Here is a 25,510-nt window from a genome sequence, read left to right as displayed (position 1 = left end):
TGGGTGCACCTGGAGGACGTATGCCCCGAATCACCGTCACCGTCGACGGCATCCGCTACGAGGAGGAGGTCGAACCCCGCCTCCTCCTGGTCCACCTGCTGAGAGACCGGCTCGGCAAGACCGGCACCCCTGTCGGCTGCGACACCGGCAACTGCGGCGCCTGCACCGTGATGCTCGACGGCAGGAGCGCCAAGAGCTGCTCGGTGCTGGCCGTGCAGGCCGACGAGTGCGACGTCGTCACGATCGAGGGTCTCGGCCGGGACGGCGAACTTCACCCCATGCAGGAGGCCTTCCGCACCGAGCACGCGCTGCAGTGCGGATACTGCACCCCGGGCATGGTCATGGCCGCGATCGACCTGCTGCGGGACGATCCCGACCCGTCGGAGGAGGCCATCAGGCAGGGCCTGGAAGGCAACCTGTGCCGGTGCACGGGCTACTGCAACATCGTCCGCGCGGTACGGCGCGGCGCGCAGGAGATGTCCGGCGAGGAGGTGCGCACCTCATGACGGAGCAACTCGACGCCGGCCTGGTCGCCCGGCAGATCGCCGAGAGCGGCCGGCTCGGCGCCCCCGACGGCGGTCACGAGGTCGGCCGGGCCCGCAGGCGCAAGGAGGACGCCCGGCTGATCACCGGCCGGACGACGTGGACCGACAACATCCAGCTCCCGGGCATGCTGTACGTGGCGTTCCTGCGCAGCCCGATGGCACATGCCCGGATCACCCGGGTCGACGTCTCCGCCGCGCGGGCCCAGCCCGGCGTGGTCGCCGCCTACAGCGGGCGGGACGTCGCCGGGGAGCAGGGCTCGCTGCCGTGCGCCTGGCCGGTCAGCGAGGACGTCGTCATCCCCGACCACCCGCCCATGGCGGTGGACGAGGTCCGCTACGTCGGCGAGGCCGTGGCCTGCGTGGTCGCCACCGACCGCTACAGGGCCGCCGACGCGCTGGAGTCGATCGAGGTCGACTACGAGCCGCTGGAGGCCGTGCTCGACATGACCGAGGCGCTCGCCGAGGGCGGCCCGAAGGTCCACGAGACCGGCAACCAGGCCTTCACCTGGAAGTTCTCCGGGGGAGACATCGAGGCGGCGTTCCGCGACGCCCCCGTGGTGATCGACCGCACTTACGTCCAGCAGCGGCTCATCCCCACCGCGATGGAGCCCCGCGCGGTCGTGGCCACCACCGACGGCGGCGCCTTCACCCTCTACTCCGCGACGCAGATCCCGCACGTCCTGCGCGTCATGCTGGCGCTGACCACCGGCATCCCCGAGCACAGGCTCCGCGTCATCGCCCCCGACGTGGGCGGCGGCTTCGGCTCGAAGCTCCAGGTCACCGCCGAGGAGGTGCTCTGCCTGCTGCTGACCCGCCGGCTCGGCAAGCCGGTGAAGTGGACCGAGTCCCGCTCCGAGGGCAACATGACCGTGCACCACGGCCGCGACCAGATCCAGCGGATCTCCGTCGCGGCCGATCGGGACGGGCGGATCCGGGGCGTGCGGGTGGACCTGCTCGCCGACATGGGCGCCTACCTGATGCTGGTCACGCCGGGCATCCCGATCCTCGGCGCGTTCATGTACAACGGCATCTACAAGATGGACGCCTACGACTTCACCTGCACGGGCGTCTTCACCACCAAGATGCCGACCGACGCCTACCGGGGCGCGGGCCGCCCCGAGGCCACGTTTGCCATCGAGCGCGCCGTCGACGAGCTCGCCCACGAGCTGAACCTCGACCCCATCGAGGTACGGCGCCGCAACTGGATCACCCATCAGGAGTTCCCCTACACCACGATCGCCGGGCTGACCTACGACTCCGGCAACTACGAGGCCGCCACCGACCGGGCGCTGGCCCTGTTCGGCTACGACAAGCTCCGCGCCGAGCAGGCCGACCGGCGCGACCGGCGCGACCCCGTCCAGCTCGGCATCGGCGTCTCGACCTACACCGAGATGTGCGGCCTGGCCCCGTCCCGGGTGCTCGGCTCGCTCAGCTACGGGGCGGGCGGCTGGGAACACGCCACGGTCCGGATGCTCCCCACCGGCAAGGTCGAGGTCGTCACCGGCACCTCCCCGCACGGCCAGGGACACGAGACCGCCTGGAGCCAGATCGTGGCCGACGCGCTGGGCGTGCCGTTCGACGACGTCTCCGTCCTGCACGGCGACACCGCGATCGCGCCCCGGGGAATGGACACCTACGGCTCGCGCTCGCTCGTCGTGGGCGGCGTCGCCGTACTGCGGGCCTGCGAGAAGGTGCGGGACAAGGCCAGGAACCTGGCCGCGCACCTGCTGGAGGCCGCCCCCGGCGACATCGAGTTCGCCGCCGGGGAGTTCCGGGTCCGGGGCACCTCCGAGGGCAGGACCATCCAGGAGCTCGCGCTCGCCGCCTTCGCCGCGCACGACCTCCCGGAGGGCTTCGAACCCCGGCTGGACGCCGACGCGACCTTCGACCCGGAGAACTTCTCCTTCCCGCACGGCACCCACCTGTGCGCGGTCGAGGTGGACACCGAGACGGGTGCGGTCAGGATCCGCTCCTACGTGGCCGTGGACGACGTGGGCTCCGTGGTGAACCCGCTGATCGTCGAGGGCCAGGTGCACGGCGGCATCGCGCAGGGCATCGCCCAGGCCCTGTTCGAGGAGGCTGTCTACGACACCGAGGGCAACCTGCTCACCACGACGATGGCCGACTACCTGATCCCGTCCGCCGCCGACCTGCCGGAGTTCGTCACCGACCGGACCGAGACCCCCGCGACCAGCAACCCGCTCGGCGTCAAGGGCGTCGGCGAGGCCGGGACGATCGCCTCCACCCCGGCCGTGGTCAACGCGATCGTCGACGCCCTGCGCCCGTACGGCGTGCGCGACGTCGCGATGCCCTGCACCCCCGAGCGGATCTGGCGGGCGCTCGGCGGAGACGGCGCCGCGGCGGGATGGGCGGGCCCGACCGAGCCCGAAGGAGGAGCGCGATGATCCCCGCGGCGTTCGACTACATCCGGCCCGCCTCGCTGGACGAGGCCTGCCACGTGCTCGACGACGCCGGCGAGGAGGCCAAGGTCCTGGCCGGAGGCCAGTCCCTGCTGCCGCTGCTGCGGCTGCGGCTGGCCTACCCGGCCGCGCTGGTGGACCTCGGACGGCTGCCCGGGTTGCGCAGGGTGGAGGACCGCGGCGACCACGTGTTCATCGGCGCGCTCACCACGCACGACGAGGTGCTGCGCTCCCCCGTGGTCCGCGGGCACGTCCCCCTGGTCGCGCTGGCCGCCGCCACGGTCGCCGACCCCGCGGTACGGCACCGCGGCACCTTCGGCGGCTCCCTCGCCCACGCCGACCCCGCCGGTGACCTGCCCGCCGTCGCCCTCGCCCTGGACTGCGTGTTCGTCGCCAGATCGGCCGGGGGCGAGCGGGAGATCCCGGCGGCCGAGTTCTTCGTCGACTACCTGGAGCCGGCGCTGCGCCCGGGCGAGGTGCTGCTCGGCGTGCGGGTGCCCAAGCTGGGCGAGGGCTGGGGCTTCCACTACGAGAAGTTCCACCGGACCGCGCAGGCGTGGGCGGTCGTCGGAGTGGCGGCCGCCGTACGGACCGTCGGAGGGAGCATCGAGGAGGCCAGGATCGGCCTGACCAACATGGGCCCGACGCCGGTGCGGGCCCGGGCGGTGGAGGCGGCGCTGCGCGGGGTGACCCCCGCCCGGCCGAACGGGAACGGCGCCGCAGGAGGTTCCCGCGACCCGCTCAGGGACGCCTGCGGCGAGGCCGCCGAGGGCACCGCGCCCCCGGTGGACCTGCACGCCAGACCGGACTACCGCCGTCACCTGGCCCGGGTGCTGACCTACCGGGCGGTGCGGGCGGCGGGCGCCTGAGGCGGAACCGCCGGCCGGGCGTCCGTCTCCCGGCCGGCCTCCACTCTGGCGAGGCCGCCGTGAGTGGTCGTAATGTCACAGCTACAGCGGTGGCGCGAGGACGGCCGGCCGTCCGACCGGCCGAGAGGAGCGGATCGATGGCGATGCGGTTCGAGCACGAGTTCACGGTTCCGGTACCGGTCGAGCAGGCTTGGGCGGTGCTCCTGGACGTCGAGCGGGTCGCGCCCTGCCTGCCGGGGGCCGTGCTCGACACCGTCGACGGCGACTCCTTCACCGGCCGGATGAAGGTGAAGGTCGGCCCGATCACGGTCACCTACCGGGGCGAGGCCAGGTTCGAGGACGTGGACAAGGACGCGCACGCCCTGACCGTCAAGGCATCCGGCAAGGAGGCGCGGGGCTCCGGCACGGCCGGCGCCACGGTCACCGCCCGCCTCCACCCGGAGGGGGCGGACACCCGGGTCACCGTCGGCACCTCCTTCAACGTGACCGGCCGCCCCGCCCAGTTCGGCCGGGGCGTGATGGCCGAGGTCGGCGCCAAGCTGATCGACAGGTTCGCCGCGAACCTGTCCGAACTGCTGGCGGAGAGTCCCGGCACCGCGGCCGAACCCTCCGCCGCGGGGTCCGCCTCTCTCAGCGCCGTGGAGTCCGGGCCCACGGCGGCCACGGAACCGGCGGAGTCCGTGGAGCCCGCCTCGGCGGAGCCCACCTCCCCGGCCTCCCTCACCGTGGTCCCCTCGCCCCGCGAGGTCGCCCCGATCGAGGAGATCCGCGGGCAGGACGCCCACCCGGCCGGCACCGCCCGCACCTCCCGGACCCCCGACGAGGAGGCCCTCGACCTCCTGGAGGTGGCGGGCGTCCCGCTGCTCAGGCGGGCCGCCCTGCCGGCCGCCGCGCTGCTGGGCGTCGCCCTGCTCGCCTGGCTGCTCCGCCGCGCCCTGCGCCGCTGACCGCACCGCCGGATGGCGGCTGCCAGGGCGGTCCGGGTGGGATCCTCCGGCTCCGCGGGGCGCGAAGACCGCCCGGGCCACTGACAGCAGACGGCAGTGACCCGGCCCTACCGTTCGGGCATGGCCTTCTACCGCAAGCGGCTCCGCGTTCCGGCCCCGGTCGTGATCGCCGGTCGCCATGTCAAGCGCTACCACGTCAACCTCGACGGTTCCGAGATCGACGAGACCCTGCAGAAGGCGGCCTACGCCTTCCTGCCCGACCTGTTCCCCGAGCCCGACGGCACCCCGCCCGCGACCTTCACCGTGCTCCATGAGACGGCCGACGGCGTCTTCCTCAACGCCTACAGCTGGTACTGGGACAACGTGCTGCACTGCCGTACGGCGGCGGCCGGGATCCCCTTCCTCGGCAGTCCCGACGAGGACCGCACCCACTGGGCCGAGCTCGCCAAGCCGCTGATCGGCTGCGTCTGGGAGCTGCCGCCGATCGAGCACGAGCGCTCCTCCTGGGTCCGCCACATGCTGGAGCCGGACCGCCCCGACCTCGACGCCTACCTCGCCGACCTCCTCCCCGAGGGACCCGTCGGCTGACCGGGTCCCTCGGCCGGCGGCGCGCGGGGTCAGGAACCTTCCCTGCCGGGTCCCCCCTGGGCCGGGACGGGGAGGGTGATGGTGAAGGTGGAGCCGCTCCCGGGGGCGCTGGCGGCGGTCAGGGTGCCGCCGTGGGCTTCGACGATGGACCTGGCGATGGTCAGGCCCAGGCCGGCGCCCTGGACGGCCTGGTCGGTGGCCGAGCGGGTCCGGTAGAAGTGCTCGAAGATCCGGGGAAGCTCGGCGGCGGGGATGCCGGGGCCTGTGTCGGTGACCTCGATCGACACCGTCTCGCCGACGGCGGAGGCACGCACGGTGACCGGTGCGCCGGGCGGGGAGAACTTGATCGCGTTGGAGATCAGAGCGCTCAGCGCCCGCACCAGATGATCGCGGTCGGCGTCGACGCGCCGCCCGTCGGGGCCGACACGCACCTCGACGACGGAACCGTGCTCGCGCGCCTCCTCCGCGACGGCCCCGACGGCCTGCTCGACGAGCTCCCGCACCGGGACGGGGACGGGATCGACGGCCAGCTCGCCGGTGTTCACGGTGTTGACGGTCAGCAGGTCGTCGACCAGATGCTGCAGCCGCATGGCGTTGTTCTCCATCGCGTGCAGCATCCTCTCGTAGTGACCGGGCACCGGACCCTCGTCGGCGAGCATCTCCAGATAGCCGATGATGGTGGTCAGCGGGGTGCGCAGCTCGTGTGAGACGGTGTCGATGAAGTCGTTCTTGGCCTGGTCGAGCTCCTGGAGCCGGGCGACGGTGGCCTGCTCCCGCTCGTAGGCGACCCGCAGCGCCTCTTCCGCGTTGCGACGGTCGGTGATGTCGTGCAGGAAGGCGTTGAACACCCACTCGCCACGGTCGCGGACGGCCCAGATCACCAGCTCGACCGGGAACTCCTCGCTGTTGTCGGAGCGCCAGGCGGTGATCTCGAACCGCTGGTTGAGCAGCTTCGGCCGTCCCGTGGCGAGGAAGCGGTCCAGGCCCTGCCGATGGGCGGCCCGGTGGCGGGGCGGCACGATCGTGTCGGCCAGCGGCCGGCCCAGCGCCTGCTCGCGCGAGAGACGGAACATGCGCTCGGCGGCGGCGTTCCAGCCGGCGATGCGCCCGGAGGCGTCCATCGCCACGAACGCCTCCACCGACGTCTCGATCATCTGCTCCAGCCGCCGGCGGCCGGCCTCCATCGCCCGCTGAGCCTGCTGCCGCTCGACCACCCGCCCGAGCTGGTGGCCCAGGTTCGCCATCACCCGCATCAGCGGCGCGTCCGGCGGCGTCACCTCGTGGGAGAAGAACTCCAGCACCGCCGCCACCTTGCCGGCGACCATGACGGGGAACGCGAACGCCGCCCCCACCCCGAGGTCGAACCCCTCCTGCGCCCGGACGAAGAGAGGGTCACGGGTCACGTCGAGGGACCACACCGGCTCCCCGGTGACCGCGACCCGGCCGACGATGCCCACCCCGGGCCTGAACCTGGCGCGGGAGGTCACCTCGCGCAGCACCGGGAACTCCTCCTCGGCGCCCACCCACACCCCGGAGGAGACGAACCCCCCACCGGAGCCGTCGGGCACGCACAGGTGGCCCAGCGGCCATCCGGTCAGCTCGCACACCGCCGCCACCGCCGCCCGCGCCGCCGGTTCGAGCTCGTCGGCGGCGCTGACCACCGGTGTGATGTCGTCGAGTAGCGCCACCAGCGCCGCCTCACGTTCCGTTTGCGGCATCCACCCTCCCCTCCCGGAACTCCCCGCCCGGAGCCCGGTCCGTGAGATGAATGCTACAGAGAGCGATGGGACGAGATGGGAGGGTGTGGCCGGAGGACGACCGATCAACCACAAACATAAAAAATGGGCCATCACTCAATAAAAAAGACAATCCTCCATCTAATCACGGGAATGGTGCATAGGGTGATCAATGCACCCGAATGCAGTGTGATCGTCATTACCTACAACGACGCCGCGCGGCTTCCGAGAGCCGTGCGATCGGTGCTCGACCAGTCGTTGCGGAACCTCGAAGTGATCGTCGTGGACGACGCGAGCACCGACGACACCGAGCAGGTCGTCCGTGAGCTCCAGGAAGGCGACCAGCGGGTCCGCTACCTGCGCATGGAGGGCAACAGCGGCGGATGCGGAGCGCCGCGCAACGCCGGGGTGGCCACCGCCCGCGCGCCGTACGCCATGTTCCTCGACAGCGACGACCGGCTCAGCATGCACGCCTGCAAGAGCATGCTCCTGGAGATCGAGCGGACCGGCGCAGACTTCGTCACCGGGCAGATCACCCGGTTCTACGAGGCGAGCCGGAAGAGCAACCGCTACTACCCGGAGCTGTTCGCCCGGCGCAGGACAGTCGAGGGGATCGCCGAGGACCCTCGGATGTTCCTCGACTCCTTCGCCACCAACAAGCTCTACCGGACCGAGCTGCTGCGGCGGATCCCGTTCCGCGAGGACATGCACTTCGAGGATCACGTCTTCACCGCGAAGCTGTACTGCGCCGCCCGCCGGTTCGCGGTGGTCCCGTGGACCGTCTACCTCTGGCACCGTGCCCGGGACACGGGAGACGGCCGCCTGTCGATCTCGCTCCGCTTCCGCGAGATGCACAACGCCCGGCAGCGGATCAGGGCGGCGCACATCAGCGACGAGATCCTCCGGGAGCGCGGCTGCGGTCACCTGGTCCCCGAGCGCCAGCACCGGTTCCTCCGCCAGGACCTGCGGGTCTACCTCAATCCGCTGCCCTCGCGGGACCGGGCCTGGGCGGCGGAGTTCGTCTCCGTCGTCCGGCCGTACCTGGCCGGGGTCGATCCCGCCGTCTTCGACCGGATCGACCCCGTCCTGCGGGTCTGTTGCACGCTGATCCTCGACGGACGGGTCGACGAGCTGATCGTGGCCGCCCGGTCCCTCAACGGGCCGAGGGCCGTGCCGCGCTCCGCCGTACGGGAGGGCGGGCGCACTTACTGGGGCACCGTCCCGGACCGGAGGATGGAGATCACTTCGCTCCGGCTGGCCGAGCTGCCCTACACCGCGGCCCGGCTCAGGCACGAGGCCTCCTTCACCTGCGACGGGACGAGGCTCACCCTGTCGATCAGGACCTACGACCCGTTCGGCGTCCTCGCCGCCAACCCGGGCTGGACCGCGTTCCTGGAGTTCAGGTCCCACCGGGTACGGCTGGCGCCCCGCGAGCAGCCCGACGGCAGTCTGCTCAGCGAGGCCACGGTCGACCTCGCCGGGCTCAGGCACGGCCGTCTCGGCTTCGACGGCCGCTATGACCCGAGGATCGCGATCGTCCGCCCCGACGGCCGGGTCACCTCCGACCTGCTGCTGGTGGATCCGGCCGCCGAACCGGTCGTCGCGCCCGTCCCCTGGCACACGGTCACGGTGCGGGCCGAGGGATCGGCCGCGGTCCTGCGGCTGTGCTGGCGGCGGGAGGGCCTGTTGCGCCGGGTGCCCAGGCTGGTGCGGGCCAGGGCCGGGCTCGTCAGGAGGCTGAGCACCCCCGGACTGAAGCTCCGGGTCTACAAAGGACTGATCAAGGTCGTGCCGCCCCGCAGGGACCTCGCCCTGTTCGAATCCGACGTCGGCGCCGGCTACACCGGCAGTCCCCGCTACGTCTACGAGGAGCTGAAGCGGCGCGGCGCCCCGCTCCGCATGGTCTGGTCGGTCGCGAAGAGGCGCCGGAACTTCCCCGCCGACGCCCCGCTCGTGCGCCGGATGAGCTGGCGGTACATCTGGACGATGGCCCGGGCGGGCTACTGGGTGGACAGCCACGGCCTGCCGCTGGACTACCCCAAGCCTCCGCGGACGCGCTACCTGCAGACCTGGCACGGCCAGGGCATCAAGTCGATCGGCTTCAACTCGCCGGACCTGCGCTCCGACTTCCCCGGACCGCGCGCGCAGTGGCGGGCGGCCGTGGCGCGCTGGGACGCGCTGGTCGCGCCGAGCGCCGAGTTCGAGCGGATCTTCGTCCCGTCCAACGAGTACACCGGCCCGGTGCTCCGCTATGGTTCGCCCCGCTGCGATGTGCTCGTTCACGGTGATCTCGCCGCCGTCGCGCGGGTGAAGGACCGCCTGGAGATCCCGCCGGGCCGCAAGGTGCTGCTCTACGCCCCGACCTACCGGGACCAGGCGAAGTGCTCCGGCCAGTCGATCCGGGCCGACCTGGAGATGATGGCGGAGGCCCTCGCCGGGGAGTGGGTGGTCGTCCTGCGCCCGCACCCGGTCGAGCGCTACCGGGTGCCCCAGCACCTGCGCCACTTCGTCCGTCCGGCCGGGTCGTATCCGGAGATCAACGATCTGATGCTCGCCTCGGACGCGCTGCTGACCGACTACTCCTCGGTGATGTGCGACTACGCGGTCACCGGCAAGCCGATGCTCTTCCTCATCGACGACTGGGACGAGTACCGCAGGGTGGAGCGGGGCGTCTACCACGACCTGCCCACGATCGCTCCGGGCCCCTGCCTGACCACCACCGAGGAGCTCGTCTACGCGCTGCGCGACCTCGACGGCCTGGCCGCCTCGTTCACCGCCAAGTACGCCGCGTTCCGCGCGATGTGGTGCGCCGACGAGAAGGGGCATGCCAGCGCCCGGGTGGTGGACGCCTTCTTCGGCCCGGTGGGAGGCCGGACCCCGGAGCGGCACCGCCCGCCCGCCGCGCGGCACGCGGTCCGGTTGGCCGTACCGGGATGGCTGCGGTGAGCCCCGGTCGGGTGGGGAGCCGGGAGCGAACCCGACGCAGCGAACACAGCGGCAGGCCGAGGCACGAGACCGTCCGCGGAGTGAGTGAGGAGGCGTGAGCGACCCATGAGCACAGTCCTGTTCGCCTGTATGGACGCCGACACCCTGGGCGGGATCCAGCGGGTCACGCACACCGTGGCCCAGGGTCTCGCCGGTCGGGGGCACGACGTGCACGTGGTGGGGCTGCACCGGGCGGAACGCCCGTTCCGTTACGTGGAGCGGCCCGCCTACCACCGCCACGTGATCCACCGGACGCTCATGGGGAAGGTCTCCGGGCCGGCCATGCGGCGTGAGCGACGGCGGCTCGGGGAGCTGTTCGACCGGCTGGCTCCGGGCTTCGCGGTGATGACCTCACCTGGCGTGGTCACGCGGCTGAAGAGCCTGCTGCCCGGGCACCTGCTCCCGATCGGCCAGTACCACGGCTCCTACCAGCACGCGCGGGGCTCCTGGCACCTCGGGTCGGTCCGCGGGCATTACGGCGGGCTGGAGAAGGCGGTGTTCGTCAGCGAGGACGACGCGTGGCTGTTCTCGGAGCACGCGCTGCTGCCCAACGTCTGGTCCCTGCCGAACCCGCTGCCGGACTGGCCTTCACGGGCGGCCGGACTGACCGGTCACCGGGTGCTCGGAGTCGGCAGGCTGGAGGGGGTCAAGCGGTTCGACCGGCTGATCTCGGCCTTCGCCCTGGCCTGCCGGGACGCGGCGGAGAGCTGGGAGCTGCACCTGATCGGCGAGGGCGACGAGCGGGAGCGGCTGCGTGCGCACGCGCTGGCCTGCGGGGTGGCGGACCGGGTGGTGTTCCGGGGGGCGGTCCCCGCGGCGGAGATGGGACGCGAGTACCTCTCCGGGTCGGTGCTGGGCCTGTCCAGCGAGCACGAAGGGCTGCCGCTGGTGGTCGGGGAGGCCGCCTCGTACGGCGTGCCGTCGGTGGCGTTCGACGTGTCGGGCGGGGTGCGCTCCCTGGTCCTCGACGGGGAGACCGGGCTGCTGGCTCCCCCGGCCGACGTGGACGCGTTCGCGGCGGCGCTGGCCGGGCTGATGGGCTCGGTGCGCGAGCGGCGGCGGCTGGGAGCCGCCGCCCGCGCGCATGCCCGGGAGTTCAGGCTGGAGCGGGTCCTGGACCGCTGGGAGGCGCTCTTCGAGAACGTCACCCGCTGACGGACCCGCTGACGGGGACCGGCTGCTCGCGGCGGGGCACGGGGATGCCCGCCAGCTCTAACTCCCCGCTGGTGAGCCTGGCCGCCAGGGGGTTCGGCTCGCGGAGCCGTACCAGCCGGTCGAAGGCGACCCGCTTGGCCCGCGCCAGCTTCCGCTTGGCCGCGGTGTGCTCGTAGGCGATGATCTGCGAGCGCTCGGCCTTCGGGGCCCCGCTGAGCTCGTAGCCGAAGGACTCCAGCCGCTCGGCGAGCACGGTCTCGCACAGCGAGATCTCCTGCGGGGACAGCCGCGACTTCCACGAGCCGGACCGGGTGGTCGTCACCTTGTCGTGGGTGCGCTTGTGCCAGGTCTTGCGGGCGGGCACGGCGACGCCCGCCACCCGGTCCGGCTCGCACATCGCCGGGTCGTACTCCTCCCCGAGGAAGTCGCACAGCCCGCGCAGCGACGTCTCCGGATCGCGGGTCAGGTCCTCGTACCGCAGCTCGTGGTAGCTGTCCTCGGGAAGCCGGGGCGCGCCGTACCGGGCGAAGTCGATCGCCTCGGCCCAGACGGAGATCGCGCTGTAGACGTTCCCGGTGTGCCAGGGCATCTCCTTCAGCGAGGCCACGCAGTCGCGGCCGTCCCTGATCAGGTGGACGAACTGGGCGTCCGGGAAGAGCCGGAGCAGCACGTCCGCGCTCTGGAAGTACCCCGGCCGCTTGTCGCCCCAGCGCGGCTTGCCGAACCGGGCCGCGTAGGCGCGCAGCACGATGCCCAGCGCCGAGCCGAGCGTGGGCGGGCCGGTGGCGATCTCCCTGGCCACCTCGGCGGCGTCCAGCCCCAGGTCCTGGAACCGGTGCTGCCTGCGGCCGACGACCCACTCGGCGAGCTCGCGCCGGCAGATCGGGTCGGCCAGGTCGCCGAAGCGCAGCCGCCGCTGGTAGGCCGCGACCATGAACCGGGTCTCCGGCGGGATGGCGATGCGCGGGTGGGCGTGCGTCATGAGCTGGAGCAGCGTCGTCCCGGAGCGGGGGCAGCCCACGATGAAGATCGGGCGGTCGGACTGCATCGTCAGGCCTTCACCAGCTCGCCCAGCTGCCCGGTGGTCAGTTGCGCGGCCACCGGGCCGGGCTCACGCAACCGGTTGATCCGGTCCCTCAGGTCCTTGCGCCGGCGGGCCGCCCGCCGTTTGGCCGCGACCCTGGCCACCTCCGCGGCGTGGGCCTTCTTCGCCTCGGGCGCACCGGTCAGCTCGTAGCCGAAGGATTCCAGCCGCTCGGCGAGCACGGTCTCGCACAGCGAGATCTCCCACGGCTCCAGCCGCGACTTCCACGAGCCGGACCGGGCGGTGGTCACCTCGCCGTGGGTGTTGCTGTGCCAGACCTTGTGCTGCGGGATCGCCATCTTCGCCACGTGGCTCGGCTCGCTCATCGCGGGGTCGTACTCCTCGCCGAGGAACGCGCACAGCTTGGCGAGCTCGGTCTCCGGGGAGGCGGTGAGGTCCTCGTAGCGCAGCTCGTAGTAGCTGTCGGCCGGCAGCCGCTTGGCGTGGCGGCGGCCGAAGTCGATGGCCTCGGCCCAGTTGTTCACCGCGTGGAAGACGTCCTTGCCGTACCAGGGCATCTCCTTCAGCGAGGCCACGCAGTCCCGGCCGTCCCTGATCAGGTGGATGAACTGGGCGTCGGGGAACAGCCGCAGGATGAGGTCCACGTAGTGGTAGTAGCTCGGCCGCTTGTCACCCCAGCGGGCCTTGCCGTACTGCTCGGCATAGGACCGGAAGGCGATGCCGATCGCCGAGCCGAGGGTGGGCGGCCCGGCGACGACATCCTCGACGAACCGGTCCCCGTCCAGCTTGAGCTCCTTGAACTTGGTGTCCTTGTCGCTCACGATCCACTGACCCAGCCGACGCCGGTTGGCCTCCTCCCGCAGGTCGCCGAAGCCGAACCTGCGGTAGTAGCCGGGCACCAGGAAGCGGGTCTCCGGCGGCACCGCGATGCGCGGGTGCGAGTGGAGCATCAGCTGCAGCATGGTGGTGCCGGAGCGCGGGCAGCCGATGACGAAGATCGGCCGGTCGGACTGCATTACAACGAACCCCCGTGGAGAAATCGATCAGACAGGTGTGCCGGTCGCGGCGGGCCGGTCAGGCAGGCAGGCGCGGGGCGGCGGACGGGATCGGCGCGGCGGGCGCCGCCGTCCGGGTGTACAACCACAGCAGGTAGATCAGGAAGATCTCGTTCAGCAGGAGCAGGGCGCCGGCGGCGGTCGAGACGGGCAGCAGCGCCCGGCTGCCGAGCAGCGGCGCCACCACGAAGACCGCGGCGTGGAACTCGATGCCGCTCATCAGGTGCGGGCGGACCCGATGGCGGCCGAGTGCCCGGCCGAGCCTCCGGTATCTCCGCAGCACCTGCCGGGCGCCCCAGGGGGGCTGGACGGTGGGGTCCTCCCCGACCTGCGACTCGATGGAGTCCTCCAGCGACGCCCCGGCCGGCGTGATGGCCCCCGTCTCCGCGGCGTCACGCGGGAGCCGGTTCTCCCTGACCGCCTCGCGCACCCGCCTCATCTGCGGGGCGTTCACGTAGCGGAAGAGGTCCAGCACCGTCACCCCGGCGCCGAGCAGGATGTAGGAGAGGTCCCCGGTGGCCGCGTACTGGCCGAACGCCAGGCCGGTCGCGCAGCAGATCTCCCGGATCCGGTCGCCCACGAAGTCGATCCAGAGACCGAAGACGGTCCCGGTCCCCTTGAGCCGGGCGATCTTCCCGTCCATGCAGTCGACCATGAAGCTCAGGTAGAACAGCGCGGCCCCCGCCACGAGCTGTCCCGCCGCGAACCAGACCGCCGCCCCCAGGCCGAGCGCCAACGAGAGGCAGGTGAGGCCGTTGGGCGTGACGGCCGTGTGGTTGGCGACGTGCACGGTGAGCCGGCACGCCACCGGATCGACCAGGAAGACCGTCCACCACGAATCTCTCTGCTTGCGCGTCGCGTGAACGTCGTCCAACGAGTAGGCCCTCATACAGGCCAGGATGGCGACACCACACCCACCGGCATTGACTGTCTGTAACTAACGGAAGGTCTCCATGCCAGTTCTTGACCATCCCGGGCCGGTGCGCCACGACCGTTCCGGTGGGTTCAGCGTGTTCCGGCGAGGACGGACTCGTCGCGGCGGACCGGGATCCCGGCCAGCTTCAGCTCCTCGGCGGTGAGCCTGGCCGCCAGCGGGTTGGGCTCGCGGAGCCGTATCAGCCGGTCGAGGGTGGCCCGCTTGGTTCTGGACAGCTTCCGCTTGGCCGCGGTGTGCTCGTAGGCGAGGATGTGCGAGCGCTCGGCCTTGGGGGTTCCGCCGAGCTCGTAGCCGTAGGCCTGGAGCCGGTCGGCGAGGACGGTCTCGCACAACGAGGCCTCCCACGGCTCCAGCCGCGACTTCCACGAGCCGGACCGGGCGGTGGTCACCTCGCCGTGGGTGTTGCTGTGCCAGGTCTTGTGCTCCGGTACGGCGACGCCCGCCACCCGGCTCGGCTCGCACATCGCCGGGTCGTACTCCTCGCCGAGGAACGCGCACAGCCGGGCGAGCTCGGCCTCGGGGTGGGCCGTGAGGTTCTCGTAGCGCATCTCGTGGTAGCTGCCCGCAGGGAGCTTGGCGGCGCGGCGGCGGGCGAAGTCGATCGCCTCGGCCCAGACGGAGATCGCATGGTAGATCTCCTTGTTGTACCAGGGCATCTCCTTCAGCGAGGCCACGCAGTCGCGGCCGTCCCTGATCAGGTGGACGAACTGGGCGTCCGGGAAGAGCCGGAGCAGCACGTCCACGCTCTTGAAGTACGACGGCCGCTTGTCGCCCCAGCGCGGCTTGCCGAACCGGGCCGCGTAGGCGCGCAGCACGATGCCCAGCGCCGAGCCGAGCGTCGGCGGGCCGGTGACGATCTGCTCGGTCACCTCGGCGGCGTCCAGCCCCAGGTCCTGGAACCGGTTCTGCCGCCGCCCCACCAGCCACTCGGCGAACTCGCGCCGGCGGGCCGGGTCGGCCAGGTCGCCGAAACGCCGCCGCCGCTGGTAGGCCGCGACCATGAACCGGGTCTCCGGCGGGATGGCGATGCGCGGGTGGGCGTGCAACATCAGCTGCAGCATGGTGGTGCCGGAGCGCGGGCAGCCGATGACGAAGATCGGCCGGTCGGACTGCATCACAACGAACCCCCGTGGAGAAATCGATCAGAAGGTGTGCCGGTCGCAGGGCGCCGGTCAGGCGGGACGCGCCGTACCGGTCAGGCGGGTACGCGCTGCGCGTCGTGCGGAGCCGGCGCGGCGGGCACGGCGGGCGCGGGCATCCGGGTGAACCGCCACAACCGGTAGATCAGGTAGACCTCGTTCAGCAGGAGCAGGGCGCCGGCGGCGGTCGAGACGGGCAGCAGCGCCCGGCTGCCGAGCAGCGGCGCCACCACGAAGACCGCGGCGTGGAACTCGATGCCGCTCACCAGATGGGTGCGGACCCGGTAGCGGGCGAGGAAGGGGCCGATCAGACGGTATCCCCCGAGCAGCCCCCGCAGGCCCCGCGTCCGGGAGGCCGCCGAGGCCTCGATCAGCGAGGTGGCCTCCGCGAGCACCGCGGAGACCTCCGCGCGGGTCACCGAGACCTCCCCCGGAGCCGCCGCGGCCTCGTGCGCCGGCCAGCTCTCCCTGACCGCGTCGCGCACCCGCTTCATCTGCGGGGCGTTCACGTAGCGGAAGAGGTCCAGCACGGCGACCCCCGTGCCGAGCAGGATGTAGACCAGTTCACCGGTGGCCGCGTACTGGCCGAACGCCAGCCCGACCGAGCAGCAGACCACCCGGATCCGGTCGCCCACGTAGTCGATCCAGAGACCGAAGACGGTCCCGGTCCCCTTGAGCCGGGCGATCTTCCCGTCCATGCAGTCGACCATGAAGCTCAGGTAGAACAGCGCGGCCCCCGCCGCGAGCTGTCCCGCCGCGAACCAGACCGCCGAGGCCGTACCGAGAATGAGCGAGAAACGGGAGAGCCCGTTGGGTGTGATGGCCGTGTGGTTGGCCACCAGCAGCGTGATCCGGCACGCCACCGGGTCGACCAGGAAAACGGTCCACCAGGAGTCTTTGGCTTTGCAGGTGGCACGGACGTCGTCCAGCGAATAGGCCCTCATAGCTGCCAGCATGGCGACGGCCGGCCCTCCCGCATTGACTCTCTGTAACTACCGGAAGGTCTCCTTTCCACTTCTTGACCCTCGGCGGATGTCCCCCCTCTCGGTTTGGGGAGCTCATGATGCTTCAGCGCGTTCCGGTTTACAGCTCGGTGCCGGGAATGTCCCTTCCCTCACCCCTCGGCCGAAGGCACCGGCGGTGACCCCGGCGGCGGTGAGGCGGCGGTGAGGCGGCGCAGCGGAGGCCGGCGGGCCCTCCGCTACACCGAAGCGTTGTGCTGGACCCTCCACTCGGCCCGCGCCGCCTCCAGGTCTCCCACCGCCCCGATCCGGTCCAGGAACCCGGGGAAGGCCCAGTCGGCCTCTTCCAGCCACATCGTCGTCGAGTCCCGGTGACGGAGGAACTCCTCGATGTTGGCCGTCACCGTGTCGACGTAGGACCGGCACACGAGGGCGCGCTCCCGCTCGGGCCAGTCGCTCGCCCTCTGGAGGAGCCCGTGCGCGTAGGAGCGCATGATCGATGCGCGGTAGGTGCTGTCCCAGCGCTTCAGGAAGCTCGACACGACCGCTTCGGGGTCACGGCGCAGGTGCACGTAGAGCACGTCCCGGCCGTCGTAGCGCAGGGCCAGTTGCCCGAGGAACCAGGAGAGACGGTTGTCGGCCTCGATGTGCCGTCCCGGGTACGCGAACCGGTCCTCACCGCACATCTGCGACAGCGTCTCGTGCCCTGCGGTGAAGTTGTCGAGATGCTCGCAGGCACGGATGAACGTCGTCGTCCCGCAACGACCGGTGCCGAGCACGAATATGTTCATTCCAGCGCTCCTTCCATTCAGGTGAACACCCGGCCGGCCCGGGTGAGGGTCCGGTCTGCTCAGATGAAGACCCGGTCGACGACCCTCGCCGCGGCACCCCCGTCGTCGAGGGGGCAGTGCCTGGCGGTGAAGGCGGCATAGCGCTCGGCGTACTCCGCGGCGACCGCGTCGAGCCCTCTGAGCGCCTCGATGACCTCGTCGGTGGTGCGGAGCAGGGGGCCCGGCGCCTCCGCCTCCAGGTCGAGGTAGAAGGCCCGGCCCTCGCCCCGGTAGTGCTCCAGGTCGTAGGCGTACAGGAGGATCGGGCGGCCGGTCACCGCGAAGTCGGCCATGGCCGAGGAGTAGTCGGTGACGAGGACGTCGGCGGCCAGGTACAGCTCCCGGACGTCCGGATAGGCCGACACGTCGAGGACGAACTCCCCGTCGGCGCGGGACACCGCGTCCGCGGTGTCGGGATGCCGACGGACCAGCAGCACGTGGTCGGATCCGAGCCGCTCGCGCATCCGGTCGAAGTCCAGCCGGAGGCCGGACCGGACGCGGCTCCTGCCGTCGAGCGCGTCCCCGCGTCGGGTCGGGGCGTAGAGCACCGCTTTCCTCCCGGGCGGCAGGCCGAGCCGTTCCCTGACCCGCTCGGCCAGTTCCTCCCCGCCCGGCCGGACCAGCACGTCGTTGCGCGGGTGACCGGCCTCCAGCACCGTCCCCCGGAACCGGAAGGCACTCGTCAGGATCGGTGTGCACCAGGGGCCGGGCGAGAGCAGGTAGTCCCACTGCTCGATCTTCCTGGCCAGTCGCCTGCGGAGCTCCGGCGCGGCGAGTGAGACCTCCTCCGTGTCGAACCCGATTCGCTTCGCCACGGAGCCGTGCCAGGTCTGCAGGACCGTCTGTCCCTGTCTGCGCTCGAACCAGGACGGCAAATGGGTGTTGGTGACGACGTAGCGGCAGCGGGCGAGTGCCTCGTAGTGCTCCCTGCCGTGGAACCGGACCGGGGTCACGTCGGGGGGCAGCTCCACCTGCCCGTCCCTGACCACCCACAGGAACTCCAGGGCGGAGCCTCTGCGCCGCAGTTCCTCGTAGACGGCCCTCGGGTTGTCGGAGAACCGCCTGCCGGAGTAGCTGTCGAACAGCACGGCCTGCCGCAGCGGTTCCTCCCGCCACGCGGGGTAGCGCGTCGTCCGCAGCTCCTGCTGGTTCGTGGCGCCGCGTTCCTCGTCCGTCAGGTCGTCGCCGACCGTGAGCAGGATTTTCCCCGTCTCGTCCGCATCGAGCGCGAACGTTCGCGCGGCGGTGCCGTGCCGTACGTTCCCGTGGCCCTCCAGGGGGAAGTCCCGGCCGGGCGCCCGGAGCGCCAGCCTGTACCTCCCCGCAGGCAGCGGGAGCGTCCCGGCGAGGGAGGAGACCGCGCCGGGAGTGAGGACGGTCTCGAAACGGGTGCCCGCGCAGTGGACGGGGAACAGCCGCTCGTCGCGCCGGTCGGTGGAGGACACGACGAGACGGACCGGCGCCCGGTCGGCGCCGGCGAACGCTCCGGCGAGCAGCAACCGCGCATCGCCGGACCATTCCGCGCGCTCCAGGACGGCCGCCGGAGGCTGCACCCGCACCACGAACTCACCGGCAGGTGATGCGGTCATGACGACCTCGCGGTCGCCTTGCGTGTGCCGGGCCTCCGGAAGACCGTCGGCGATCGGCATCGCCTCGCCGTCGACGATCCGGATCCGCCACTCCACCCTCATGTCCAGGGCCGCGGCCTCCTGACAGGCAGGATCGAGCCGGGGCACCCGCGGGGGCAGCACGTCCCGGAGATCGAGCTCGGCGTGGAAGGAACCGCCCCGGCTGTGGACCGGATAGGACAGGACGGATCCGCCGGGTTCACGGGTGAGCTGGAGGACAGGCGCGGCCAGGCCGCCGGGCGCGTGCCCGGTCAGCCGGAGCCGGCCGCCGGTCACCGTCCGGCCGGTGAGCCGCAGCCGTTCCGGCTCCACCCGGAGGGTGAAGTCGCCTCCGGTCCGCTCCGTGATCAGACGTATGCCCGGCCGTACCTCATGGACGCTCTCGACGTCACCCGCGCGCAACCGCTCGCGCCGCACCATGCCCCGGTGGATCACCATCAGCTCGACATGCCAGCTCGACGCCTTCTTGGCGCCGATCTGGGCCGGATCGATGACGAGGCGGAACCCTCCCCAGTCACGCCGTTTACGGCTGTTACGGGAATATCCGATCGAACCCGCCTGCACGGCTGCGACCGGTATACGGATCTGCCGCCCGGTGTCCGGCTGGACCAGGGAGGCGAATATCTGCTGATGGATCCGCTGGGACGGGCGGAGGTGACGGAGGGTGGCCCGTCCCTCGACCACCAGGCGGCCGTCCTCCCAGCGCAGCTCGTCCACCCGCTGCCGCAGGGTGAGATCGCCGCGCAGGCGCGTCGCCTCCGCGGGCAGGTCGCGCACCGGCGTGTCGAGGTGGTAACGGGTGCCCCGGCGTACGGCCTGCGGCTCGGCGGTCCGCTCCCAGGCGAGCTGTTCGAGCGCGTCGTCCATCCTGCCGTGCCGTACCAGGTGCCACAGGACGCGGCGTGTGGCGGGGATGGAGGTGAGAACGCCGGGGTCGACCTCGTCGAGGTAGGCCGCGGCGAGCTCCGTGAACCGCCGCCGGAAGGCGTCGTCACCGTGCTGGAGCGCCGGGAAGAAGAGCGGGAGGTCGTGGTCGAGGACGGTACGGTCCCAGGTGGGAACGTGCTCGGCGTAGTCGCCGCCGAGGAGGAAACCGCGTACCGACCGCACGGCGGTGAACCGGTCCTCGATGCCCTTGACCTGCGCGCGGTCCTGAGTGATGGAGAGCTGCTCGCCCTCCCGCTCGCGCCACAGGTAGACGGGGGTGGTCAGCACGTCCACCGTTTTGGCGAGGAAATGCGCCCGGAGGGCGACCGCGATGTCCTCGTAGAGCACCCCCTCGGGGAAGCCCATGCCGTGCTCGTCCCAGAACGAACGGCGCCAGAGCTTGTTGGTGACCAGCCGGTCCCGCAGCAGGACGGGGTGCTCGGTGACGTGGGTGCGCCGGAGCGGGCGGGCCGCGATCTCCCGGTACATCGGCGCCTGCCGTACTCCCCGCCCGCCGAAGCGTTGAACGTTCCCGGCGACGAGGTCGGAGCCGGTCTCCAGGAGGCTGCTCACCATGGTCTCCAGCGCGTGCAACGGCAGCAGGTCGTCGCTGTCGAGGAAGGCGGCGAACTCTCCGGAGGCCCGCCGCAGCCCCGCGTTGCGTGCCGCGCCGAGACCGCGGTTGGCCTGGCGGACGAGCAGGAAACGGGGGTCGTCCGCGGCGTACCTCTGGGCGATCTCGGCGCTGGCGTCGGGCGAGCCGTCGTCGACCATGACGACTTCGATGTCACGCCAGGTCTGGGCCGCGAGTGACTCCAGGCACGCCTGGAGGTAGGGCTCGACGTTGTAGATCGGCACGATGACACTGATCAGGGGCATCCTTCACCCCCTCTGTCCGAGAGGGCCGCCCCGCTCCGCATCCCACGGCTGAGGGGCGCGGGGTGCGGCTCCGACGTCCGACACGGCTGAAGCCCCGGTCTCCCCGTCCACCGATCGATGACGGGACCCGCCCATCCCGACCAGTCGCAGTCCCTTCCCGAAAGCCCGGGGCAGGAGCCTCGATGTGCCGTCGATCCGCCACCGTGGCCGCCCCGTCCGCTGTTCCCGTGCCTCCCTCTTCCACCGCCGTGCCCGGTCCTCCCACTTCTCCGCCCGCTGGCGCCACCGTTCGACCTCCGCGGAGAGCGCAGCCGGGGAGACGGGACGCTCGTCACCGGCGGGAAGGATCCCCCACTTCCGGCCGTCCTCCCAGACCGTCCCGAAAACCTCATGGATCATGTCGTCCAGACCGTCACCCGGCGAGATGAGCATCTGGGCACGCCGGACGGCCGCGGTCCGCTCCAATCGGGCCCTCACCACCGCGTCCGCGTTCTCGTCCAGCGCCAGGCAGACCAGACCGAACGCTCCGTCGTCGGCGAACTTCACAAGTCGTCCCAGTGAATCCGGACCGGGCAGCCAGCCCGCCGGGCACGTGAACCGGAAGGGAGTCGGGAAGGCCGTCTCGGCGGCCTTCTCCACGAAGCGAACACGGCTCTCCCCTCGATAGGTCTCCCTGATGAGACGGAGGTCCAGCAGCGGGGCGTCCAGCGGGGAATGGCGCCCGTCGGTGAGCAGGTGCCAGGAACCGACAAGGCTGACGGAGATGTCGGACATCCATCCCAGGAGAAGGCCGTTGACGGTGGCCCGTACGTCCTCCAGCGATTGGCCGTCGGCGACGACCACCGCCTCGACGGTGGGGACGAGGTACTGCCGGCCGGAAACCTTCGGCGGGCGGTACTGGCGGTAGGGGATCCGTTCGGCCATGAAGGGCTTGGTGTACCGCTTGACCTCGTCCTGCCGGCGCATCACCGTGGAACTGCCCAGGTGGCGGCAGTGTGACTCCCGATCGGCGACGAAGACCGCGCCGGCCTGTGCCAGGCGATAGCCGATCTCGGTGTCCGACCCGCGCAGCAGCGAGGTGTCCATGCCACCCGCCGACCAGTACAACCGCCGCGGCAGGGACACCGTCGCTCCGACGTGGAGCCGGAAGACACCCAGATCCGCCTGGCGGAGGTCACCGGTCCTGTCCCACACCTGCTCGGTCCACTGGGGGGCTCCCTCGTCCTCACCGAAGAGTTCGTCCATCGCCCCCGCAGCCACGGCCGCGTGCACGTCCGAGGCGCTCATGCTGCCAGGGACGTAGTCGTTGAACCGAAGCCGTCCCAGAAGCACCAGGTAGTCGGCCAGATGATGCCATCGCATCTGCGCCTCGACGTGTTCCCGGCACAGCACCAGGTCCGCGTCGAGCCGGTGGACGACGTCGCCTTCCGCCGCCGCCACCCCGCTGTGGAAGGCGTTGGCGATGCCCCAGCCGGACTGGGGACGGATGACACGGGTGTTCTCGGGGACCGTCTCGGGGAGGCGGAGCGGCTCTTCCTCTCCGTCGTCGACGACGATGACCTCGGTCAGGTGGCTCGGATAGCTCTGTGCCGCCAGGCTCGCGAGAGTGAGCTGAAGGGTGTCATCGCACCGGTACGCCGGGATGACGATGCTCACGGTGCGCCGAGGTGACCAGGAGCCCAGCTCCGGTGGGGTCAGGCAGCCGAAGTCGTTCAACCGGATCAGCGGCTTAGGCGTCTCTACCGTGTCCGCGCTCGTAAACGGGATGTGCATCACTGCCGTCCTTCTCTATCGGCGGCATTACCTTTCGCGAAGGAATGTCCTTCTCCTACTTCGGAGCCGCCCGTTTCCATCAGGGGATTGGCATAGAACCCCCGCCATTGCCGAACGTAGTTCCCCAAGAATGTGGTCAGCGGCTCCTGCCATGTGTGTCCCGATACGAGCCGCCGGCTGACGATGTAGTTGAAACCGTGGGTGCGATAGATCCGCCCTCCGGCGGAGGAGACCGACTCCAGCAACTGGCCGTCCACGGTGCGCGGGATCGGCCGGAACCCGCCCGCCTCGTCGAGCATCGCCCGTGAGACCAGCATGGAGCTGCCGGCCACGTGGTTGGTGTAGACCTCCGTCTTGATCTCACGGCGGATGGTGACGTCGATGGGTTCCAGATATACGAACTCGGACGCGGCCCCCACCAGGTCGGCGTTCGAATAGCGCTGGGCGAGCAGCAGGTCCGACAGATGGTCCGGGCCGTACCAGTCGTCGTCGTCCATCTTGGCCAGGAACGTTCCCTGGGCCCGTCGGACAGCCCGGTTGAGCACCTCACCGAACACCCGGTCCCGGTCCTCCTCGACCACCGTGATCGTCCCCTGGTACGAGGAGATCGCCCGCGCGACACCGGGCAGGTTCCGGGGGAACCCGTGCAGGGAGAGGACCACTTCCACATCCACACCTCGCTGCCGGCCGATCTGCTCCAGCGCGAACCCCACCATCTCCGGCCGCTGCGTGCACAGGATCACCGAGACCGGGGACGGCTCCGGAACCGGCACGTCCCGCGACCGGGCGAGCCTCCGCCATCGGGGCCCCGTCCCGTGCAACATCAGCGCCGATCGCCGCAACCGGATGCTGAACTGTTCACGAGCCAGCGGATCGGCCAGATCCTCCAGGCCGGAGCAGCTCATCAACTCCGCCAGTTCCGGTCCCAGCACCCGGTGCCATACCGGCCCGGGATCGGCCAAGACAGGCACGCCTGCGGCCGCCAGCCCGCAGACGACCCGGGCGAGGCCGACGGAGGCCGGCCGCTCCCGTTTGAGGTCGACCTCGACACCCGCAAGCCCCCGCACCCGGGCGACGTCCATCTCCGTGAGAGCGCCGGATGGCGCGATGCGGGCGATGACATCACCGTGCACGGCTATCTCGTAGGTTTCGCTCTCGTCCCGGAGTTCGCCGATGGGCCCTCCCGCAACCGAAGCGAAGCCGATGGGGCAGACCGACAGCTCATCGACCGGGGGAAGGTCATCCGGACCGAGCAGGGGAACCGGCTCGGTCCGGCGCTCCGCCCCGGACCGATCCTCGGCGCCGTGCAGGAGCTCGGCTCGATCGATCGGATGGACGTCGTCCACCGGGCTTGACGGAGCACCGGGCTCCACCGTTCTCAGGAAGAGGTCGCAGCCAGGCGCCGTCCGTCTCTCGGGGATCGGACCCGCCGGAGGGGCGAGCGTGACGTTGGGATCCCCCGGACGCCAGTGACACGCTCCGACACCGGCCAGCGCGACCACCGGCGTGTCCGCGGCGCTCCGTGAACGGCCCGTCAGGCCACGGGACACCGCTCTCAGCACTTCGCCTGCCGGCGCCGGCGCGCTGAAGCTCACCTCGGCCCACCATGAGCCGCCCTCCTCCCTGCGGATCCGGACCTCGAGCAGGTTGCTCCAGGCGCGTGCATTGCCGAGGACCGGCACGGGCGGATTCCGCCAGTCGGGATATTCCGAGATGACCACGGTGACCGTACGGGCGCGCGGCAGGAGTCCCGCCATGGGGACCGCTCGCCGCAGGTCGGCGGGCGTCCGTGCCACGAGGACGAAGCGTCCCGCACCGGGTGCCGCGAACGGGTGGTCCGTCGGCGCGCCGTCCAGGTCCGTCCAGGCCCCGTCGACGCCGCCGGTGCCCTTGATCAACCGTGTCAGCGGTTCGGGATCCCCCCCGAACCCGATGTGGCAGCCCAGAGAGAGGCCGGAACCGGTGGACCAGGCACTCATGCAGAGCTCCTGACGAACACGTCGAGCCCTTTGTTCCTCCTGTGGTCAGAGCGGATCAGTTCGGGGAACTCCGCGGCCCAGCGGTCGCTCACCGCGCTCTCCTGCTCCCTCCCGGTGTCGTCGAGGAAGATCGCAACCTGGTCGGCGCAACGGGGCAGGAGAAGCGGAAGGGCGGGATAGCGTGCGAGAGGTCCCGTGGCACCGGGAGGCCCGTCGATGAAGAGCAGGCCGATCTCCGTCAGGTCCTCCAGGGCGTCGAGTGAGTACCACTGCCAGGTCTCGTCTCCGCTCCTCCACTCCTGCAACGGAGCGAGGCGCACATCGACGACCTCCGACAGGCCGTGGGCCTCGACGAGAGCCCGGGAAGCCTCCGCGTAGCGCGGGTCGTGTTCGAGCGCGATGATCGTCGCCCCTGTCCGCTCCGCCACATAACCCATCCAGACGCTGGACGACCCGCTGCCGCACTCCACGATCACCTTCGGCTCGGCCCGGAGGATCCATTCGATCATCGGGCGCAGCGCGTCGGCGGAGACCGCCCAGCTCACGAGCGGCGGGAGCGGTGCCCTGGGGCTGATGAGAGCCCGCAGGTCGACGAACGCCTCGGTCTGGGCATAAGTGTCGCGAACAGTGCGTTCCACGGCACGGAATTTCCTGTCCACCAGCCCGAACTCGCGTTCCAACCGGGCCGTAGACTTCTCCACGGCTCCGAGTTGTTCGGCGTGCCGTTTCCTCTCCACACTCTCCAACGCGTCGAGCTTTCTTCTGACGTGATTCAGCTCGACGCGCACCTGCTTGGTCTGCTTCGCGCTCCTCTGGTGCTCCTTGAGATTCCTCCGGTAGTCCCTGAGGAAGGACTCCACTCGGAGGAACGCCAGCAGACCGGCCGACAAGGCGACCACGGAGACCGCGGACGTGAAGAACCGCTGCTCGATCACGCCGAGCCCGTAGGCCAGCACCAGTGACAGCGCGGTCGCGGCGTAGAGCATCACCGCCATGCGTTTCCGGCTTCTTACCACTTCCAATGACATGCATGCCTCCGGATGCCTTGTATTTCCTGCACTTCCTGTACACGCCGATCGACGGGGAGGGCTCCAAGGGCTCGGCCGAGAAC

At 71.1% G+C, this 25,510-nt stretch carries 18 protein-coding genes; 7 read left to right on the top strand and 11 right to left on the bottom strand.

Annotation, left to right across the window (positions count from 1 at the left end; all coding sequences use genetic code 11):
* The first annotated feature begins 20 nt into the window (after positions 1-20).
* From HS041_RS08915 to HS041_RS08895, 5 genes are all read left to right on the top strand, one after another.
* On the top strand, positions 21-506 hold the full coding sequence (locus HS041_RS08915) for a (2Fe-2S)-binding protein (RefSeq protein ID WP_196439997.1): 486 nt from the start codon (positions 21-23) through the stop codon (positions 504-506).
* Positions 503-2,950 (top strand): xanthine dehydrogenase family protein molybdopterin-binding subunit, encoded by a 2,448-nt coding sequence (locus tag HS041_RS08910; RefSeq protein ID WP_196439996.1) that lies wholly within the window; start codon positions 503-505, stop codon positions 2,948-2,950. The genes HS041_RS08915 and HS041_RS08910 overlap by 4 nt, the downstream gene beginning before the upstream one ends.
* Positions 2,947-3,834 carry an FAD binding domain-containing protein gene (locus HS041_RS08905; protein WP_196439995.1) on the top strand — a complete coding sequence of 296 codons (888 nt, stop codon included), beginning with the start codon at positions 2,947-2,949 and terminating at the stop codon, positions 3,832-3,834. The genes HS041_RS08910 and HS041_RS08905 overlap by 4 nt, the downstream gene beginning before the upstream one ends.
* Positions 3,835-3,971: 137 nt before the next feature.
* Positions 3,972-4,781 carry an SRPBCC family protein gene (locus tag HS041_RS08900; RefSeq protein ID WP_196439994.1) on the top strand — a complete coding sequence of 270 codons (810 nt, stop codon included), beginning with the start codon at positions 3,972-3,974 and terminating at the stop codon, positions 4,779-4,781.
* Between the two features lie 120 nt (positions 4,782-4,901).
* A complete protein-coding gene (locus tag HS041_RS08895) occupies positions 4,902-5,369 on the top strand; it encodes a hypothetical protein (RefSeq protein WP_230878487.1) in 468 nt (155 codons plus the stop codon).
* A gap of 29 nt (positions 5,370-5,398) precedes the next feature.
* Here HS041_RS08895 and HS041_RS08890 read toward each other — a convergent pair whose 3' ends face one another.
* A complete protein-coding gene (locus HS041_RS08890) occupies positions 5,399-7,087 on the bottom strand; it encodes an ATP-binding protein (RefSeq protein ID WP_196439992.1) in 1,689 nt (562 codons plus the stop codon).
* 183 nt (positions 7,088-7,270) lie between these two features.
* On the opposite strand from HS041_RS08890, the gene HS041_RS08885 reads away from it, so the two are divergent.
* Both HS041_RS08885 and HS041_RS08880 read left to right on the top strand, forming a co-directional pair.
* Entirely contained in the window at positions 7,271-10,051 is a 2,781-nt protein-coding gene (locus HS041_RS08885) for a bifunctional glycosyltransferase/CDP-glycerol:glycerophosphate glycerophosphotransferase (RefSeq protein WP_196439991.1), read from the top strand.
* Positions 10,052-10,156: 105 nt separating this feature from the next.
* Positions 10,157-11,245, top strand: coding sequence for a glycosyltransferase (locus tag HS041_RS08880; protein ID WP_196439990.1), 1,089 nt, complete (start codon positions 10,157-10,159; stop codon positions 11,243-11,245).
* Here HS041_RS08880 and HS041_RS08875 read toward each other — a convergent pair.
* From HS041_RS08875 to HS041_RS08830, 10 genes are all read right to left on the bottom strand, one after another.
* Positions 11,235-12,293, bottom strand: coding sequence for a sulfotransferase family protein (locus tag HS041_RS08875; protein ID WP_196439989.1), 1,059 nt, complete (start codon positions 12,291-12,293; stop codon positions 11,235-11,237). The two genes, HS041_RS08880 and HS041_RS08875, sit on opposite strands and share 11 nt — an antisense overlap.
* A 2-nt stretch (positions 12,294-12,295) precedes the next feature.
* Positions 12,296-13,306, bottom strand: coding sequence for a sulfotransferase family protein (locus HS041_RS08870; protein WP_196439988.1), 1,011 nt, complete (start codon positions 13,304-13,306; stop codon positions 12,296-12,298).
* Positions 13,307-13,364: 58 nt separating this feature from the next.
* Positions 13,365-14,234: a CDP-alcohol phosphatidyltransferase family protein gene (locus HS041_RS08865; protein ID WP_230878485.1), complete on the bottom strand. Its 870-nt coding sequence runs from the start codon at positions 14,232-14,234 to the stop codon at positions 13,365-13,367.
* Positions 14,235-14,350: 116 nt separating this feature from the next.
* A complete protein-coding gene (locus HS041_RS08860) occupies positions 14,351-15,397 on the bottom strand; it encodes a sulfotransferase family protein (protein WP_196439987.1) in 1,047 nt (348 codons plus the stop codon).
* An 80-nt stretch (positions 15,398-15,477) separates the two neighbouring features.
* Positions 15,478-16,365, bottom strand: coding sequence for a CDP-alcohol phosphatidyltransferase family protein (locus HS041_RS08855; protein ID WP_230878484.1), 888 nt, complete (start codon positions 16,363-16,365; stop codon positions 15,478-15,480).
* A gap of 257 nt (positions 16,366-16,622) precedes the next feature.
* Complete coding sequence (locus HS041_RS08850) at positions 16,623-17,174, bottom strand: hypothetical protein (RefSeq protein ID WP_196439985.1); 552 nt, start codon at positions 17,172-17,174, stop codon at positions 16,623-16,625.
* 59 nt (positions 17,175-17,233) lie between these two features.
* On the bottom strand, positions 17,234-20,647 hold the full coding sequence (locus tag HS041_RS08845) for a bifunctional glycosyltransferase/CDP-glycerol:glycerophosphate glycerophosphotransferase (protein ID WP_196439984.1): 3,414 nt from the start codon (positions 20,645-20,647) through the stop codon (positions 17,234-17,236).
* A gap of 3 nt (positions 20,648-20,650) precedes the next feature.
* On the bottom strand, positions 20,651-22,420 hold the full coding sequence (locus HS041_RS08840; protein ID WP_196439983.1) for a glycosyltransferase family 2 protein: 1,770 nt from the start codon (positions 22,418-22,420) through the stop codon (positions 20,651-20,653).
* A complete protein-coding gene (locus HS041_RS08835) occupies positions 22,420-24,399 on the bottom strand; it encodes a glycosyltransferase (RefSeq protein ID WP_196439982.1) in 1,980 nt (659 codons plus the stop codon). Before HS041_RS08835 ends, HS041_RS08840 begins: the two co-directional genes overlap by 1 nt.
* The gene (locus HS041_RS08830; protein ID WP_196439981.1) at positions 24,396-25,394 is read right to left on the bottom strand and encodes a class I SAM-dependent methyltransferase; all 999 of its coding nucleotides are present in this window, start codon (positions 25,392-25,394) and stop codon (positions 24,396-24,398) included. The genes HS041_RS08835 and HS041_RS08830 overlap by 4 nt, the downstream gene beginning before the upstream one ends.
* Between the last annotated feature and the right edge of the window lie 116 nt (positions 25,395-25,510).

It is taken from the genome of Planomonospora sp. ID67723 (assembly GCF_015711605.1).
Taxonomy (GTDB): Bacteria; Actinomycetota; Actinomycetes; order Streptosporangiales; family Streptosporangiaceae; genus Planomonospora_A.
The sequence above is the reverse complement of the archived record's forward strand: the minus strand, read 5'-3'. Positions and strand labels throughout refer to the sequence as shown.